This window comes from Sphingomonas carotinifaciens (assembly GCF_009789535.1).
Classification (GTDB): Bacteria; Pseudomonadota; Alphaproteobacteria; order Sphingomonadales; family Sphingomonadaceae; genus Sphingomonas; species Sphingomonas carotinifaciens.
In genome coordinates, this window is record NZ_WSUT01000005.1 from 1,487,501 (window position 1) to 1,505,546 (window position 18,046).

Here is an 18,046-nt window from a genome sequence, read left to right on the forward strand (position 1 = left end):
GTGCCTCGAGCGGACACCATAGGGGGTAGAGCACTGGATGGTTGCGGGGGTCGCGAGATCTACCAACACTAACCAAACTCCGAATACCTATGAGTGATACTCGGGAGACAGACGGCGGGTGCTAAGGTCCGTCGTCAAAAGGGAAACAGCCCTGACCTACAGCTAAGGTCCCCAAGTCACGTCTAAGTGGGAAAGCATGTGGAAATCCCAAAACAACCAGGAGGTTGGCTTAGAAGCAGCCATCCTTTAAAGAAAGCGTAACAGCTCACTGGTCTAAACAAGGGTTTCTGCGGCGAAGATGTAACGGGGCTCAAGACGTGCACCGAAGCTTAGGGTGTGATCTTTGATCACGCGGTAGCGGAGCGTTCCGTAGGCCTGTGAAGCGATCTGGTAATGGGTCGTGGAGGTATCGGAAGTGCGAATGCAGACATGAGTAGCGATAAAGAGGGTGAGATGCCCTCTCGCCGAAAGACCAAGGGTTCCTGCGCAAGGCTAATCCGCGCAGGGTGAGCCGGCCCCTAAGACGAGCCCGAAGGGGGTAGTCGATGGGAACCACGTTAATATTCGTGGGCCTGGTGGTGTGTGACGGATGGTGTGTGTTGTACGGCCTTAACGGATTGGCCGTGCTTCGAAACTGTCCCGGGAAATAGCCCCACCGTATAGACCGTACCCGAAACCGACACAGGTGGTCAGGTAGAGTATACCAAGGCGCTTGAGAGAAGTGTCCTGAAGGAACTCGGCAAATTGCCTCCGTACCTTCGGAAGAAGGAGGCCCCACATGAGCGCAAGCTTTTGTGGGGGGCACAGGCCAGGGGGTAGCGACTGTTTAGCAAAAACACAGGGCTCTGCTAAGTCGGCTTCAAGACGACGTATAGGGCCTGACGCCTGCCCGGTGCCTGAAGGTTAAGTGGAGGAGTGCAAGCTCTGAAATGAAGCCCAGGTAAACGGCGGCCGTAACTATAACGGTCCTAAGGTAGCGAAATTCCTTGTCGGGTAAGTTCCGACCTGCACGAATGGCGTAACGACTTCCCCACTGTCTCCAGGACATGCTCAGCGAAATTGAATTCTCCGTGAAGATGCGGAGTACCCGCGGTTAGACGGAAAGACCCCGTGCACCTTTACTGCAGCTTCAGAGTGGCAGTGGACAAGAACTGTGTAGCATAGGTGGGAGGCTTTGAAGCATCGGCGCCAGCTGATGTGGAGCCATAGGTGAAATACCACCCTGTTGTTGTCTACTGTCTAACCTCGTACCGTGAAACCGGTACAGGGACCCTCTGTGGCGGGTAGTTTGACTGGGGCGGTCGCCTCCTAAAGAGTAACGGAGGCGCGCGAAGGTTGGCTCAGGCCGGTTGGAAACCGGCTGTTAGAGTGCAATGGCATAAGCCAGCCTGACTGCGAGACTGACAAGTCGAGCAGAGACGAAAGTCGGTCATAGTGATCCGGTGGTCCCTCGTGGAAGGGCCATCGCTCAACGGATAAAAGGTACGCCGGGGATAACAGGCTGATAACCCCCAAGAGCTCATATCGACGGGGTTGTTTGGCACCTCGATGTCGGCTCATCACATCCTGGGGCTGGAGCAGGTCCCAAGGGTTTGGCTGTTCGCCAATTAAAGTGGTACGTGAGCTGGGTTCAGAACGTCGCGAGACAGTTTGGTCCCTATCTGCCGTGGGCGTCGAAATTTGAGAGGAGTTGACCCTAGTACGAGAGGACCGGGTTGAACGTACCTCTGGTGTACCTGTCGTCGTGCCAACGGCGCAGCAGGGTAGCTATGTACGGACGGGATAACCGCTGAAAGCATCTAAGCGGGAAGCCTCCCTCGAGATAAGATTTCATCAAGAGCGGTCGAAGACCACGACCTCGATAGGCCGGATGTGGAAGTGCGGTAACGCATGGAGCTAACCGGTCCTAATTGCTCTGGTCGCGCTTGAGAGCTCCACACCCCCACCATCAGCCCTGGGCTAGATGAACGGGTGGATGGAAATAACTCTCAGCCAGATAAAACTTCCAAGGTGCATCGATTTCATCCCAACACAACCGCATGCTCGCAGGCTCCATTGCCTGGTGGCCATAGCGTCGGTGTCCCACCCGATCCCATCCCGAACTCGGCCGTGAAACCCGACCGCGCCAATGGTACTATCGCTCAAGCGATGGAAGAGTAGGTCGTCGCCAGGCATTGAAGCCCGCGAACATGCACACAAAGAACCCATTCACATCCCCCTTGCGCCACACAGCGCAAGAACAAAACCTCACCACCGCGGGGTGGAGCAGCCCGGTAGCTCGTCAGGCTCATAACCTGAAGGTCACAGGTTCAAATCCTGTCCCCGCAACCACCGCTATAGAACACCACACGTCGCCCTCACGGGCGGCGTCGGTGTTTGTCGCCCAGCCCAGCAAATCCGATACCTTCGCCACCACTTCCGCTTCCGGACCACCGGGTTCGTTGGGATAGATCGTCACGCTCTCGATAAGCGTCGACAGGATCCTGGCGGCTTCGCCGCGGATGCGTTCATCGTCCAGTGTCTCGCGCAGCTTGCCGACCTTTTCCTCAAACAGCCGCATCAGCGTCGGGTATGGGAGAACCGGTACTGTCAGGTTGGTCCGGCTTCGCTGGGCCAGTCCGGCCTCCAGCGAAGCCTTTTCGCTCTCACGGTCCGCTAGCAGCTTGACCAACGTCGGGCTGGCAACGCCGTTAAGCATGTTTGCCACGAGATTGTCGATTTCGCGCGTGACGACCGCCAGTCGATCCTGAGACGCATGGTCCTGGACGCTCGTTGCCTGGTTCAGGCGTACCATCTCACGCGCAAACTCGTCGGCAAAAAGCCGGGCGTGTTCCTCGGTGAGCAGATGATGCTGGAATATGGCGAGCGTCGCGGCTTCCAGCGTGCCTTTGCGGACCGACAGTCGGTTCGAGCATGTGCCGCGCTCCTTCTGCCCGGCGCAGCGGTAATAGTCCTTGCCTGAGATCGTGTAGCCAGAGCCGCAGCAGCTGCAGCGGATGAGCCCCGAAAGGAGGTGCTTCTTGCGGTTCTGGCGGGCAACCGGCACTTGGACGTCGACACGGCGACGGCACTCGATCTGCTGACGGACGCTCTCCCATAGCGCATCCGAAATGATGCGCTGTCCGGGCACGGCGACCTCTACCCATTCTGCACGGTCGCGCAGCCGGTAGCGGCGCTCGCGCTTCTCGCTGTCGGGATTGCGACGCCATTGACGTCGCCCCCACACCAGCCGGCCGACATAGAGCGGGTTGTTGAGGATGCCGGTTGCCTTCTTCTGGTCGCCACGGATAGTCGATGCGTTCCATGGGCCACCACGTGGTCCGGGAATCCCGTCGGTATTAAGACGCGTGGCGATTTGAATGGAAGAGCCGCCAGCGGCAAACTCGCTGAAGATGCGGCGGACGACAGTGGCTTGTTGCTCGTCGATCTCGAGCAGTCCACGAATGATCTCGCCTTGGGCGTCGAGCCGGATGGCACGCCTGTAGCCATAGGCCCGTCCGCCAGCGAAGCGCCCCGCAAGCACGGCCGACTCCATGCCGCGGACCGTTTTGTCGACGAGGTGCTTCAGAAAAATCGCACCCAAAAGACCGGCAACGGCGAACTTGATCTCATCGACATGGCCTTCCGACACCGTGTGGAGTGCGACACGGTGGTACATGAGCTTCTTGCCCAAGAACGCGACATCCTCCGCGTCTCGCGCCAGTCGATCGAGTGCCTCGCACACCACCATATCGATGGCGCCCACCTCGACGTCGCGCAGCAGCTTCTGCAAACCGGGGCGATCGCGCCGATAGCCAGACTGCTCCGGATCCAGGTATGTGGCAGCTACGGTGCCGCCGAGATAGTCGACCAGCTTCATGCACGACGCCGTCTGGTCCGCACTCGATGTGGTGCTCTGCATCGCCGTCGAATGGCGTCCATATAAGGCGATGCGGGGCGGCGTTTTCATCAGCATGGCGCTTTAGCGCTCCAATTCGTCGGGGTTCTGCATGGCACGATGATGGGTACGCGCTGCCTGGCTAGCGAGGAGCCGAACAAGGGCTTGCAGGCTGTCCGTGCCCGGCGGCGCTGCCATATTTGATCTGTGACCGGATGAGGGAGCATTGGAGTCCATGCAGGCAACGTGGACGGCATGGTCGATTCCAAGGTGGGTAACGCGGAATCAAACAATCACGGACCGACACATACACCGGCGATCCCGGCCTTGCGGCCTCGGTAAGAGGTACGTCCGACCGACCGGCTCGTAGAGGGCGCGCGAATCGCATTATGCCTTCGCCGGAGCCGGTGGTCTGCATATCGGGCGATGCGGTCATCGCCTCTTTCCTGGATCAGATCGTCTCGTCGAGCCGGGGCCAGGTGACTGGCGGTGCCTGATCGTCACGCTCTGCGATCGATTCCGCCATCACCGCGAGGAGCTTGTGCGTCAGCTTGGTCGAGTCGTATTGGCTTGCGAGATCACCCCAGGCCTGCCAGCGGTCGAGGTGCCGACAGAGCCAGTCGTAGAAGCCGTCACGCTGGTTCCTGGTCGAGAACCCAAGCGTCCATACCGTCTGCAGGACCGGCACCGGACCATCGCTACGTTTGGCGAGCACGATGGTCGGTCTGCCCGCCTCGTCGCTACGGAGGAAGGCGGCATCCCAGCGACGAGCCTCCTGTTCCAGCCGTTCGAACCGCGCTTCCCGGTCCTGCGGTCCGAGACCGAGTTCGCGGAGCATCGCGATCGTCGCAGCGGACGGCCGGTTGCGGCGGACATCGTAGGGCCGGGTAGCTGCCAGCATGTGCAGCACCGACCAGCCTTCAGGCGTGAGTCCACCCACGCCTTCACCATTCCGCGCGGGAACCGCCAGACCCGTCGATGCGAGCCAGAGGTGGAACATGCGCTGGAACAGCCGATTGCCTTCGAATAGATCGGCGAGCTGCTGACGGTATCCGGGCTCCCTTCGCACGGTGGCGGCGAGTACGGCGTGGACGAGTTCGAGCACTTCGGCCGGCGGCTCGCCGTTTTGGGTGGGCATGCCGAGGCGGCCGCACCACAGCGCGGCACGCAGCGATGGCCACGTCTCGCCCGTCGCGTCGTCGACGAAGACCGAGCCGGTCGATCTGCCTTCGATGCGATGCCAGTGCCCCCACGGCAGTTCGGGATCGATGTCCATGATCCTCACCCTCTCGTCCGGTAGGGATCGTGGCTGGACGCCGACGGGCCGGGATCCGCATCGCGCGGATCGCGTCCTTCCTCGATGGCCTTCAGCTGGGCGGCGAGGCGGACGCATTCGCGGTAGACGTAGGCTTCGGTCCTGTAGACGGGATCCGTGCCACCGATGAGCCGCTCCTGTCTCTTCTGGTGGCCGTAGCTCGCTTCCGGCAGAACATCGCCGATCTGATTGCAGGAGAAGCCGAACCACCATGCATCGGCATGGGCCTTTGCAGCCTCGTTCTCGTACACCGTCTGCCGGGACGATCGCGATACGATGCGTTCTCGCTCCTCCCGGCCGGACGGATGGCAGATCGACACCTCTTCCGGTTCGGAGGCCCGACAGGCGGCGGCGTAGTCGATGCCGCCGTGCACGCCGATGAGGAGATCATCGAGGGAACCGGTGCCGCGACCGAACAACGGATGACCGGGCGGGACCGACACGTATCCGGCGAGATGCTTGCCGAGCGGCGAACGGCGCATGATGCAGCCGTAGCCGGTGGGCATGTCGGTCCAGCTGATCTTGTCCGCCTCCTCGCTCCACGGCCCCGATCCGGCGGGATGCACCGCCGGCACGTGGAAAACCGCATCGACCTGGACGAGTTCACCGCCGCCCGCCATCGTCCGGGTCAAGGACCGGGGGGCGTCGGCGACGGTGATCTCCCTGCTGCTCTTCTTCGGCATTGGCATGTCCTTCCATCTCGTTGTCATGTTTTGACGAGATGTGCAGACGTGGCTTCTGATCCAAACGATAGAGCGGATCAGTTTGCCATGAGCGAGGATCAGTTTGTCCGCGCCGCCGCTCTGATCATGGGCTCGGCGTATTATTTTGGCTTCGATGCCTTGATGGTGGCTGAGGGTACCGACGTCAGAAGCCATCGTGACTGATGGCGTCCGGTTGCCGAGTCGCGTTTGGATACGTCAAAAATGAAACCGGCTTCCTGTCACCGCCGAGTGGACGCTGGGGCAGCCCCGACGATCGAACGGATTGATGTCGATACCGCCGTCGACCCGTCATCTGCGGCTCGAGAGATGTCAGTGTCGCCAGTACGTCCTGAAGTCTGCGATCTAGCGACCTGTCCACCAGGCAGGGTCTATCCTGAGGGCATGGATGGCGTGGGCAGGGTGCCGGTGCGCAAATCCGTCGAGGGCTTTCCTCACCATCTTGCGCCCGGCGGCATCGTCGACATCGCCGTTCCCATAGGATTGGGCATGACGATCAGTCCGACCCTGCAGCCGCAGCAACTGGGTGGTCCGGGTTAGTGCTCGCCGACCTGGCTTATGGTCGCGGATCGGATCCGGGACGGCGGGCAGAGGCACGCGCGCACGCGCCGCTTCGATCGTAGCATCGATATGGCGCGGCGCACTCAGCAGCGCGGCGGCCAGGATCACGGTCGCGTGTGGCGCCGGGACACCAAGCCGCGCTTCCACGAAGTCCTGCATGCCAAGCCCGGCGTCCCGTGTCTGCTCCGGCGTCACGGCCGCGAGCGTTCGCAGCGGCGATGCGAGATGCTGCTGCATCAACCGCGCGGCGTCGGGGAACGCGCGGCGCCCGGCCAGGAGTGGCACGCGCCGCTGCACCGCTTCGGCAAGCCCGATCAGGTTGGGATTGGCGAGAAACGATCCGGCCAATCGGTCGTGCTCGGGGCGAGCGACTGCCTCGTTCCAGACCGCCTCAATCTGCCGCGCGGGCGCCACCAACGCGGTCATCATCATACGACCGCGATACTGCCAGTCCATTTCATAGCGGATGGCTTCGGTCATCGGGCGGGTCGTCCAGCGTCGGATCAGCGCGGCGCGCATCCTGGTGGCGATCACGTAGAAGAGCAGCGCCTGCGTACGGATGATCCGGTCGCTTGCCTCGACCGAGCACCCATGAAAGGATCTGTCCAGACAGGCCGCCGTGCCCAGGCGCCCGCCCACCAGCAGCGACCAGCTTTCCCGATCCGATCCGCGCAGCATCCGGAGCGATGCGGCATGCTCGACCGGGTCAATGCCCAGATCAGTGGCAAGGCTGGGCGGCAAATTTGAGCTCACCCAATCGCCGAGCTCGGGCGTCGGCTCATAGCCTTCGGGAATGATGAGGTCGCCCAGCAGCGTGGCATCGCAGAGCGCGGCCGGATCATCCAGCGAGCCGTCGAGCAACTGTACGATCCCCGTCTTGTCGTCGCCGGTGCCATGCAGTCGGTCAAGCGCGACGTGGAACCGAGCGGGTGCACCGCTTTGACCGGTCAGGATGCCGGTCACCATTGGCGGTGCGGTGTCGAGGATCGCTGCCCGGGCAGCGGGGGTGTCCAGGAGATTGAGAATGTCCCGCAGCCCATGTCCGGGCACCCGCCATGCGCTGTCGAGACGAGCAGTTTTGGGATGACGGGGCACAGGTGTAATCTCCTGGACGGATGACCCGGTCGAGCCTGGAATGGATCGCTGCGAGCAGCAATCCCCCCCTTATGCCCCTGACTCGTACCGGACCCTGGCCTCATACTGCCCACGTGTCGGCGACGAAGATCAGAAGGGCTCCTCCTCGGCTGCAGCGGCTGCTTGGAACACGTCTAACGTCTGCTCTTCCTTGTCGTCTTGGTGGCGCAGCGGAAAGCCGCCAAGTACGTCATGCCGATCGCTCACGATGCCGGGGCTCGGCCGGATCGCGGCCTTGCGCTCTGCCGTCTTGCGGTGAACGCGCCGGGCCGCGGGGCTTAACTTCCTGTGGTCGTAATTTCGCTCGGAAAGCTCCTGCTTCACCGGCTCATGATGTTTGCGCAGGACGCTTAGGACTGCAGCGCGCAGACGCAACTCGAGCAGCGTGTCGCCGGCATGAAGGTCGAGCAGGTCGAGCATTTCCGTGCTGTCCTTGGAAGCGGTATCGAGCAGCGATTGCACATGCGCACGAGCTTGCTCGTCCATGCCCTCACCTAAGGCATGATCATCGCGAATGTAGCCACTTACCGCCCGCATCACCGTCCAGGCCGGTCCCATGCTGAAGGCGCCTGCGAGCTGCCGGCTGATGTCGGTCAGGACGCGGTGGGCGACGACCTGCCGCAGGTGGCTGGCTGCTGCCTGCTCCGCGACCTCCGCGTCGGCGAGCAGGGCACGAGCGTGCGCGACCTTGTCCTCGAGCAGCGCCAGCGCGCGTGCTGCCTCCTCCCGTCGCCGTGCCGCCGAGGCATGCGCGCCGCGTGCGCCCGGCTTGCGCCCCTGATCGGGGTCGACCAGCCGGGGGGGCACGTGCACTGCAGCTCCGCCATCCAGCCAGTCATGCCACTGACCAGGATCGATATCTGCGGGCACGAGATCGAGCAGCAGACGGTGCAGCTCGTCGCCGCGGCGCGTGCCCTCGAACAGCTCGGCGGCCCGCACGACCGAGCGCGGATCGTCGCTTGCCTGCTGGCCGATGCGCGCCATCAAAGCCGCCAGTGCGTGACGCACTTCGGGTGCGAAGCCGTGTCCTGCGTTATCCATGTCACCACACTCCCGAGCGGCCCCGACCATCGGAGATCCGATGTCGAAGCGTGGCCCGCCCGCGCGGCGGCGAGATGGGTAACCTGGAATCTGGATGGGTCGCGTGCGCGCCCGCGGACGTACACGTGCACAAGGAGCGCGCACACGTGCGCCTGCAGGCACAGGCGGGCGTCCGCACGTGTGCGCGGACGCGTCGGAAGGCAGCAGAAGGGAAAAGTTGCGCAATAGTGCAAACTGGTATCGGCAGGCCGATCCACTTGGCGGTCGCAAAGGGGGGAGGGCGGCAACCTCGCTGCGCCATGCGTCGAGCGAGCCTGCATGACGCTTCGTCCGGTCCACCCCGAGAGGCCGGGGTGGGGTCCTTCGGCATTGCCTCCGGAAGGTAGTGAAAGGCAGGCTCGAGATGCACGTCGGGGGGCTTCCCAGTTCGTCGTTTCCGGACCAGAATCGTTGCCATCGCCATCCTCCGGAGCCCGATGCTCGTGCCTGTCCCGTCCGACCTCGTGCATGCCAGCGCAGCGCTTCGGCGCTTCCGGGCGCGGCTGGAGGAAGAGGAGCTGACGGGTACGATCCGGTTCGGTCGCGCGGTCCGACCGGAGGAGAGCTCGGGCCGAACACGCACACTCGTACGAGATCGCTGGCGCGAGCCGATCGACTTGCGGATACCCGCGCCGCTGGACGGCCGGCCGCGCAGTGCCACGGGGGCCACCAGCTACCATTTCGCGGGCACCTGGCTGAGCAAAGACGCGCGTTCCGCGATGCCGGACCGCCGCGCTGCGGCGGGTAAACGGGGTGCGTCAGGTAGCGCGCCCGATCCGGCTGTCAGGTTCGAGCGTTACGTCAGCGACGAACCGCGGCGCGACGACCGAGCGGCAGCGTTCGACCGCTATCTGGAGGCACCCAAGGTGCCGGAGCAAGAGCGCGGTGCCAGCGTGCATGGGCCTTCTCGCGCGGTGCTGGTGAGGTCGAATATCAGCGACGTTGCCCGCGAGCGCGAAGCGTTCTGGCAGCAAGCCTGGGCGGCGGAGAGATCACCGGGCATGCAGCGGGTCGAGCTCTTCCACCAGCGCGGTACCGTCGACGACTGGCAGGCAATCGCCTCCAATCCGACCATGCCGGAAGCGGTGGCAAGCGTCGCCAGCCAGATCGTCGCAGAGCGCCTTGCTGCCGCCATGCAAGTGCAGGAGGAGCGGAAGCGAAGGCCTCGCCAGCGCAGTGTCATCAAGCTGGAAGACGAGGCGTCGATAGAATGGGCGATTGCCCTCGGGGAGCGGTACGGCGCCACCCGACGCGATCGCCTGATCCACTATCCTCGGCTTCGGGGTGGACGCACACAGGCGCAGTTCGCCGCCGAGTTGCCGGCCGAGTGTGACGCCGCGGACGCTGCGGCGATCGTTGCGGGGCTGGCGGGGGATCTGGACGTGATTGGGGTACGCTACACCATCGTGGTGCACGCGCCGGATGCGAGCAACGATTGCCGAAATTTGCACCTTCACATGATCTGGTATCCAGGCCGCTGTACGCAAGAACAGGACGGTCGGTGGCGGTTTGGTCCGGCGCACGGCCAGCCCGCCAAGCTCCGTCCCGGTGAGATCGCGCTCCTGCTGGGCGCCGTCAGTGCCGAAGAGCGCGCCCGGCTGCACCATCTGCAGGCCGCAAAGGCCGACATGAAGACGCTGCGCGCGCGCCACGCCGTGCATGTCAATGCGCGGCTTGCGACGCGCGGCCGCCAGCGCCGCTACGATCCCCGGACGTACCTGGAGATGGGGATCGACAAGACACCGGAGAAGCATCTCGGAACGGCTGCCGCACGGCTGGTGGCTGCGGGCGTGCACGTCGCTGTCGATCGGGAGAATGCGTTCTCGTCGTGGAGCGCCTCACACCGAAGGCGCGAACGCGAGCAATCGACGCGCGCGTACGAGCATGGCAACCTCATCCAGCGAATTCAGGCAAGTCTCGACCATGACAGCTTGCCGAGCAGCGGCAGCGACGCTGTGTTGCTGCGGCTACGAGATCGCTGCCGTGCCTTGTCGGATGAGGTGTTGGATGGGCGTGCGGCGCTCGATCGGATCGACCTCGAACGCGCAGAAGCGGAGTCGGCGGCGCGGCGCCTCCTGGCTGGAACCGCGCAGATCATCGCGGCCATCGAAACGGGCCAGGCGCGCCGAGACGATCTGCGCAACGAGCGCTTCGTTCGCGCACGCCACCAGATGGCCGCTCGGCACCTTTCCGAAATCGCCGAAGCGCTCGAACCCTGGACGGATGAGGTCGAGAGATATCGTCAGCGAGTCATTCGGGCCGAGCATGACCTCCACGATGCCCAAGCCCAGGCGATCGACGAGATCGCGAAGCGACGGGCCGGGGCCGTCTGGCGCGCTGGCTCTGTCCTGCCGCTCGCCCGCTATCCCGACCCTCTGTCAGGCCCCCGCCACTTGGACGCGCTGCTCGATTATATGTCGTCCAGTGCACAGGAGGAAGCGGCGCGGTCCGGCTGGCCGCTTGTTCATCTTGTTCAGCAGGGTGGCAAGACAGTGGTCACGGGCGCCGGCCCGCTCGATATGGCGGTGCTACGCGATCCGCGGCACGCGGCTCGCGTCGATGCAGCGCTGGCGAGCATGGCGGCGCATCAGCAGCGAAGCGTACAGCGGCCGATCGCGTACATGGGGCGGTACGGTATCGCGGCTTTGATAGAAGCACGTCGGCCTGGCGAGGGCCGGGAGATCGTTGCGGTCGCAAATTCGTACCGGCGCTTTCGCGATCACCCGACGTTCGTGGCAGCACTACGCGCGCACGAGGCTAGGCTTGCCGCAAGCGAACGGAACGCCGCGAAGCGCGCCGCGATCACCATGCAAAGCGGCGGAGCGGGCGCTGATCGACCAAGCCATCGGACCAGTCGGGTTGGTGCCGTACAGGACTCGCCAGTATCCGAGGTCGCCAACGTGGCCGCACCAGCGACGGTTGCTTCGGGTCGCATCAAGGTGCCCTCGCTCCTCAGCGCTACCCCTGTGGCAGCTACGGTCCTCTCGACAGCACCTCCGCCCGAAAGCAGCATTGCACCGGTAAAGCCAATGAGTCCAGGCGACGATGATCGTCAGACCGCCGGCGCGCCCCTGCACGGCGACCGGCCAACCGAGTGGTTGCCCGTCGCCGCGCAAGTCCCCAATCCGCCAGGCGAAGGCAAGCAGGCGGTCGGGCCTGCTTCATCCACTACGGCCTTGCAGCAGTCTCGTCCTGTTGCCGTTGCCGAATCGGTCCGTTCGCTTGCCGGCGCACGCGCCAACTCTGCGACCGAGCAGACGGACGCTGACGCGGCAGCGCAGCCGGTGGATACAGGGGCGCCTCGGCCAAACCTGGTGCCGGAGGCACCGGTATCCGGCGCTACCGCCATCCTTGGGGCACCACTGGACAACCCAATCTTGCCGGATCATGTGGTGCAGCACTCGCTCAAGCCTTTCAGCCGGTCCTCGCTGTTGGCTCTGGCGGCCCGGATCAGGAGCAAGGATGAAAGTGGACCGACGTCGCTGACAGCGGTCGGGTTACTGGCGGCCGCAGGCGCGCTGCGTGGTGTGCCCGCACTGAGCAGCGCACGGTCCCGCAATGCGATCTTGCGTGCCGATCATGCATTGGGAGCGGGCAGGCATGGCAACGCCGATACAAGTCGGCGTGGTCATGATCGAACGACGGCTGGTGGCGTGACGGGTGAGGTCATCATCGACGCGACGGAAAGCCAACCCCCGCATCCCTCAGTCGCCGACATTCAGTCGGTCAGTGCCGATCTGTGCGCGTTGTCGTTCCTGCCACTGCGCCGCGTCATCATTGATGATGAGACGGGACGGGGTCGTTGCTTCGTTCTCGTGGTCGACCAGGCAGTACCTGACGATGTTGAAGTGCTGAGGCGAGCGGCAATGCTGGATGCCGAACAACTCCAGCGCCTCTATGCCGAGCGATGGATGACGATGCGCGAGCAATTGCGCACGACGTTGACCACCGGCCGCAGTAAGGCCTTGCCACAAGCCGTGCTGAAAGGGCTCGGCACGGGTGATCCGCACATCGCAAAGATCCTGACGGCCGCAGGATGGGACGCGCGCCTGTTCGCGGCCTTGCGCGCTGCCGGTAGCGATCCCGACATCCGCCGGGTCATCGCCGACAGCGTAGGATATTGGCGTAAGCAGGCGCGGGAGCGATTGTCGCCCAGCCGGAAAGCCCGGCCCGATGACCCAGGCCGCATCGAGGCGCGGCGCCGGGCGGCCGAGGAACAGGGCGACGTCGGGTCGCTTGAGGCTCTGGCGGCACTGTCGAAACATTCTTCCAAGGGTCGCTGACACGCCTGCTGGATGCCCCGTCGGGGCGGCATTGCAGCCGGAGGGTAGGGGATGGGCTCCTGACAAGTTGTCGGGAGAAGCAAGATGCGATGGCTAGGATACCGATCATGGGCGGCGCCGGCGGCCCTGCTGCTGGTAGCCGCAGCGGTGATCGGCCAGTGGATTGCCGCCAGGCCAATGAATTCCGCGACACTGGCGGTGGTCATGCATGTGACCGAAAACTGCCACCTCGACGTCGCCGGTGCGACGCGCCCCATCACGGTCTGGGACAGCGCCCATCACATCGATCGCTGCGCGTGGCAGGCGGTTGCACGATGGGTCGTGCGCGAGCGTGCGTGCCGAGCTCGCCGGCCGGAAGGTCGGTGCGTGTCTGTCGATCGCACCGGTGCCGCACCGCGGCAGCGAGCGGCAGCGCGGCGTGCACGGCCGCGTTTATCGAAGGGGAATGGCTGAGGGGGAAGAGCTTGAGCTCTGAAGCGAGGTGAAATCGCAAAGAAGGGCTTGTCCCGCGCCGACCGGCACCGGACCATCAAGTCTCAAGGTTCCTACATGTCCACCATCATCCTGCCGACGTTCGATCTGGAGTCGGCCGTGCTCGGCTATCTGCTGAACGCGCTCGACATCAGCGATAGCTACGCCTGCACGCTGGAAGCTGCACTGCCCGATGCGACAATCTATGTCGAGGAGCGCGGCGCGGTGCTCACCGTGACGACCACGCCCAGCCCGCTCTTCCGCAACGCCGTCGCCAGCCTGGCGGCAGAGCAGCGCTATGACGTCGTCCTCGTCCGTGTCGCCACAGTCGACGAGGATATTGTTCGGTCTTCGGTCGATCTGTCGCTCGGGCTCCTGCCCGGCGCCGATCCGTGGTCGATGAACGAACTGGAGCCGTGGGTGTCGCGTGACGGCGCGCTTTGGCTAGTGCCGCCGGCGTTCGGTCCGATGGTCTCGGTCAGCAACGAAGGCTTCGTTCTTGAGCTGGTCCCGCCCTACCAGACCATGGCGCAGCGAACCGCCGGGATCATCCGGGCAGGCGGTGAACTCGCCAGCCTCATGCCTGTGCCAGGAGAGGTCCGGTGATCGCAAGGCCAGTGCTCATCAACGAGGGGCATGTGCGTGACCCCGCCAATCCGCACACTCATCTCAACCTGCTCGGCCTTCCGGCCGGGCAGGAGGGTCTGCGGTGCATGGCCGGCACCTTGCGCTCGCTCCACCAGAACGTCGCCAACAGCGCCGCGGCGTTTGCGCTCAGCAAGATCAATCCAGTTGTCGGCGCGAGCCCCGACGACTGGACGCTGGTTGCGCACCGTGCCGAGGTGATCTTGCCGCACTGGGCCGATGACAGGCTGGGGGACCCCCGCTCGCTGTTCGAGGCCGTAGATGCCGAGCACCCGGCCGACGGCAAGGCGCTGCTCACCTATGTGACGCTCACCTGGCGTCCGGACCGGCTGCATCGGCAGTGGGAGCTCGGTCGGCAGATCGCGGTCGAGTTCGCGCGCGATCACGCTGTCGCAGTGCTGCTCGTCCAGCACGTTCCCGGCCATGCCGCACGCAGCAACGATCCGCACCTTCACCTGCTGGTGGCAGGACCGCGTCGCATCGAGCCTTGGGCGGGGTTCGGCAGCTACGTGCCCGCGCTGATGGGCGACCGCGTCTGGAACATGGTGCACGATCGATTCCGCGCGCTCCTCGCGCAAGGAAGCGAGCAACCGGCATGAACGCACGCTGTCGCCGGGAAGTCGCTGAGATCGGTCGACTTGTCCATGCCTATCGACTCGATCTGCAGCTGGTGACTTCACCCCTCGGGCTCAACGCCGATCAGGTCGGGCATCTGCGAGATGGCTACAACGTCTTCGATGCTGTTGCGCCCGACCGGCACGAGCATGTGTCGCTCCTGCTTAACGTGCTGATCCGGGTCGAGCTGCGCTGCGGGTATGACACCGTTGCCATCGGTGCCGCGCTCGAGCGCCCGCTCGAGCTGCTGGACGGCGCCAGCATTGCCGAGCAGCTCCGTGCAAAACCGGGGCTGAGCGATCTCCACCTTCTCCGCAAAGTCGCGGGCGGAATGCCAGTCCAGAAGATCAGGATGTGGCGCGTCGCCGACCGCTACTCGTAACGAAAAAGGAAATATCATCATGACCCCTAACCCTGCCGCACGGTGGGCTGCATCGGCGCGCGCGCTCTCGGTCGCCCTTGCATTGGCGAAGCGGGCCGACTGGCAATTCGAGCATGTCGGCCCGACCTTGAGCACGCCGTTCGCTGGCTATCTCTACGTCCATGTCGCCCAGCTCTTGCTGGTGCCGACCACTGCCGGGCTGCCATTTACCCGACGGCTCGTAGACGCCGCCATGCGCGAAGCACGCTCAGACGCCCTGATCATCAGCACCGCCGCTCCAGAGCTTACGTTTGCACTCGGGTTGTGGAGGCGCTCGCAAACACGCTGGCAGCTGCCTGTCGTACCGGCGCTGCACGAAGATGGCGAGCTCTGGCTGACGGTGGATGGTGCGGACGAGGTCGCGGGCGAGATGCAGACTGACACGGCTTATCTGTTACAGCGCAGCCCGGTCATGGCGCGTGCATCACCGTGGGCGACGCCAGTTGAGCTGGCTGAAGCCCGAAGCAGGGCTGAGGCATGGTTGGCGTTGGTGATAAGGTGAGAGCCGGGTTTGTACGCCGGAACCGAGACGTCGAACAGATTATCAGTTCGACGCCAGGAGCTCGCATCCATATAGCTTCGGTGGCATCAAGTCAGTTCGCGCTTGCGCTTCGACCGCCAGCGCCGAATGGTGTGGCAGTTGTCCGGCTCGCCGTAGCGGGAACGCAAGTCGGCAGTCCAATTCGCATGAATAAACATGTCAATACTTTTGCTGCCATTCCGAACGCCGGCAGCATCGAGCATGTCGCACTCCGTCCTGAGCCGTTCAGCCGCCAGTCGTACCGGATCGGTGGCCTTTTGGGGCCGAGCGTTCGAAGGCTTCTCGACCTCCACTTGGCCAGAGCGCGACAGTTCGGTGAAATAGGATACCGTCATCAGGCCAGGCGTGCCATCCAGATCGGGAACCAGGAACAGCCCGAACGGCGAGCTTGCGTGCGCAATGACGAGCCGGTCCTTCGCAATGCCGACCAGGCGAAGCGGCTGATTCCAGATCTTGAAGATTGTCCCGAACGGAGGGAAAACATCCGGCCGACGAATTTCAACCAGCGAGGTTGCGCCGTGCAGTCGGCACGGCAGCCACGTAGACCACCCCATTTTGTCGTTACATTCCGTCATGACATGCCATTCCGTCGTTCTGGCAGGAGCGAAACCCTACTGACATGTTCCTTTATGTGGGTGCGGCTGACTTGGCGCGTCAAGCCTTTGCGACACGATTGCCAAATATTTTGTGCGCGTTAAATCTCTTTCTAGGGTCAGGACTCGTTGATCGGAGCAAGAAGATGACGGTGGCAGCGAGGGCGACGGCGGAAAAGAAGGCTGTGGGGCAGCGATCGTAGCGGGTGGCGACGCGCCGCCAATCCTTGAGGCGGCCGAACATGATTTCGATGCGGCTGCGGCGCCGGTAGCGGCGCTTGTCATACCTGATCGGCTCGTTGCGTGATCGCCGACCCGGGATGCATGGCTGGATGCCCTTTGCCTGAAGAGCGTCCCTGAACCAGTCGGCATCATAGCCGCGATCACCGAGCAGCCACTGCGCGTTGGGCATGTCGTCGAGCAGCGCTGCCGCTCCGGTGTAGTCGCTAACCTGGCCGGCAGTCATGAAAAAGCTCAGGGGCCGGCCGTTCGCGTCCGCAACGGCGTGGAGCTTGGTGTTCATGCCGCCCTTGGTGCGCCCAATCAGGCGGCCAAGATCCCCTTTTTTACCCGCAGGCTCGAGGCCGTGCGGTGCGCCTTCAGGTAGGTCGCGTCGATCATGACCGTCTTAGGCTCGGCACCTGTCGCCGCCAGCCCCTCCATCATGCGCGTGAACACGCCTGCCTCACCCCAGCGCTTCCACCGATTATAGAGCGTCTTGTGCGGGCCGTAGTCCTTGGGCGCATCTCGCCAGCGCAACCCGTTCTTGTTGACGAACACGATGCCGCTTAGCACCCGCCTGTCATCCACGCGCGGCTTGCCATGGCTCTTGGGAAAGAACGGCCGCAGCCGCTCCATCTGCTCGTCCGTCAGCCAAAACAGGTCGCTCATCCCGGTCTCCTTGCGGAGCCTGAATCAGATCGCAACGCTCACATCAATGGGTCCTGACCCTAGGTAAATTTTTAATAAGCCCTTGCGAAAACGTCGCTCGCGATGGCGTCGACGCTAGGGCAGGGCGGCTTGGCCACGTGGAAGGGCAGGGGAAGCTCGAATTGCTGGCGCTCAGGCGACGTCCTCGACAGCGCTCGGATCACTGGCGCTCGCGTCGGCCATCCGTTCGGTCTTCAGGCGGCGAGCGATCTTGGCGAGCAACGTCCGGCTGCAGCCGGTGCCCATCATGATTTCCCGCCAGCTCTGCCCGTCTTTCAGTGACCGTGCGATCGCGGCGTTACGGGCGGTATTCTCAACGCGGCCTTTATAAAGGCCTGCAGTCCGAGCTCGGCTGACGCCTTCGGCCTGCCGGCGCCGACGATCATCATAGTCCTTGCGAGCGACTGCGGCGAGGACATCAAGCATCATCGCATTTACTGCCGCGAACATTCGCGATGTGAAGTCGTCAGGGGTGGCGATCAGGTTCCAGGAGGTTGGCAGATCGAGCGACACGATCCGAACCTGGCGGGCCTCGATCTCCGATCGCAACTTGCTCCAATCGGCCGAGCTGAGGCGGGAAAGCCGGTCGACCTGCTCGACCAGCAGCACGTCACCCGGGCCGCAATCGTCCAGTAATCGAAACAGCTCCGGTCGGGCTAGCCGAGTGCCGCTCTCGTGTTCGACATAGCGCGCTGCGATCCGGAACCCATGTGAGGCGGCGAACGCATCAAGCGCCGCGCGAGCGCGGGTCGCGTCCTGTTCAGCGGTTGACGCGCGGAGATAAGCCCGGACGAACATGCTTCAGTCTTTTATGAACGGTCTTGTTATGTCCAGTCCTTTTTGAACGCTCGTTTGACG

Annotated in this window: 12 protein-coding genes, 1 tRNA gene, 2 rRNA genes and 1 pseudogene (1 of these 16 only partly in view); 8 read left to right on the plus strand and 8 right to left on the minus strand. The window is 63.8% G+C overall.

The annotated features are described in order from the left end of the window. From GQR91_RS09065 to GQR91_RS09075, 3 genes are all read left to right on the plus strand, one after another. A 23S ribosomal RNA gene (locus GQR91_RS09065) occupies positions 1-1,931 on the plus strand; it begins 929 nt to the left of the window's first position. 127 nt (positions 1,932-2,058) lie between these two features. Next, positions 2,059-2,173, plus strand: a 5S ribosomal RNA gene (gene rrf / locus GQR91_RS09070). Positions 2,174-2,254: 81 nt separating this feature from the next. Then, positions 2,255-2,331 (plus strand) — tRNA-Met (locus GQR91_RS09075). On the opposite strand, the gene GQR91_RS19930 is transcribed toward GQR91_RS09075, so the two are convergent. From GQR91_RS19930 to GQR91_RS09105, 5 genes are all read right to left on the minus strand, one after another. Then, positions 2,288-3,955 carry a recombinase family protein gene (locus tag GQR91_RS19930; RefSeq protein ID WP_428842981.1) on the minus strand — a complete coding sequence of 556 codons (1,668 nt, stop codon included), beginning with the start codon at positions 3,953-3,955 and terminating at the stop codon, positions 2,288-2,290. The two genes, GQR91_RS09075 and GQR91_RS19930, sit on opposite strands and share 44 nt — an antisense overlap. Positions 3,956-4,328: 373 nt before the next feature. Continuing rightward, positions 4,329-5,153 (minus strand): hypothetical protein, encoded by an 825-nt coding sequence (locus GQR91_RS09090; RefSeq protein ID WP_164727744.1) that lies wholly within the window; start codon positions 5,151-5,153, stop codon positions 4,329-4,331. A gap of 5 nt (positions 5,154-5,158) precedes the next feature. After that, positions 5,159-5,875, minus strand: a complete 717-nt coding sequence (locus GQR91_RS09095; protein WP_149683568.1) for a hypothetical protein — start codon at positions 5,873-5,875, stop codon at positions 5,159-5,161. A 384-nt stretch (positions 5,876-6,259) separates the two neighbouring features. Next, positions 6,260-7,570, minus strand: coding sequence for a hypothetical protein (locus GQR91_RS09100; RefSeq protein WP_149683567.1), 1,311 nt, complete (start codon positions 7,568-7,570; stop codon positions 6,260-6,262). Positions 7,571-7,699: 129 nt separating this feature from the next. Further along, a complete protein-coding gene (locus GQR91_RS09105; RefSeq protein WP_149683566.1) occupies positions 7,700-8,650 on the minus strand; it encodes a hypothetical protein in 951 nt (316 codons plus the stop codon). A 476-nt stretch (positions 8,651-9,126) separates the two neighbouring features. Here GQR91_RS09105 and GQR91_RS09110 point away from each other — a divergent pair, with 476 nt between their 5' ends. The 5 genes from GQR91_RS09110 to GQR91_RS09130 all read left to right on the plus strand — a co-directional run bounded on the left by GQR91_RS09110 (position 9,127) and on the right by GQR91_RS09130 (position 15,626). Further along, positions 9,127-12,972, plus strand: coding sequence for a MobA/MobL family protein (locus tag GQR91_RS09110; RefSeq protein WP_149683565.1), 3,846 nt, complete (start codon positions 9,127-9,129; stop codon positions 12,970-12,972). A 549-nt stretch (positions 12,973-13,521) separates the two neighbouring features. Continuing rightward, entirely contained in the window at positions 13,522-14,049 is a 528-nt protein-coding gene (locus GQR91_RS09115; protein ID WP_149683564.1) for a hypothetical protein, read from the plus strand. After that, positions 14,046-14,687 (plus strand): hypothetical protein, encoded by a 642-nt coding sequence (locus GQR91_RS09120; RefSeq protein WP_149683563.1) that lies wholly within the window; start codon positions 14,046-14,048, stop codon positions 14,685-14,687. Before GQR91_RS09115 ends, GQR91_RS09120 begins: the two co-directional genes overlap by 4 nt. Further along, positions 14,684-15,085, plus strand: coding sequence for a hypothetical protein (locus GQR91_RS09125; RefSeq protein ID WP_149683562.1), 402 nt, complete (start codon positions 14,684-14,686; stop codon positions 15,083-15,085). Before GQR91_RS09120 ends, GQR91_RS09125 begins: the two co-directional genes overlap by 4 nt. 19 nt (positions 15,086-15,104) lie before the next feature. After that, a complete protein-coding gene (locus GQR91_RS09130) occupies positions 15,105-15,626 on the plus strand; it encodes a hypothetical protein (RefSeq protein ID WP_149683561.1) in 522 nt (173 codons plus the stop codon). Positions 15,627-15,712: 86 nt separating this feature from the next. Here the strand turns inward: GQR91_RS09130 and GQR91_RS09135 are convergent, their stop codons facing one another. The 3 genes and pseudogenes from GQR91_RS09135 to GQR91_RS09145 form a co-directional block, all read right to left on the minus strand. Further along, on the minus strand, positions 15,713-16,240 hold the full coding sequence (locus tag GQR91_RS09135) for a hypothetical protein (protein ID WP_149683560.1): 528 nt from the start codon (positions 16,238-16,240) through the stop codon (positions 15,713-15,715). A gap of 154 nt (positions 16,241-16,394) precedes the next feature. Further along, positions 16,395-17,149: pseudogene (locus GQR91_RS09140) on the minus strand (IS5 family transposase); the annotation flags it as partial. Positions 17,150-17,320: 171 nt separating this feature from the next. Further along, entirely contained in the window at positions 17,321-17,986 is a 666-nt protein-coding gene (locus GQR91_RS09145; RefSeq protein WP_149683559.1) for a recombinase family protein, read from the minus strand. Between the last annotated feature and the right edge of the window lie 60 nt (positions 17,987-18,046).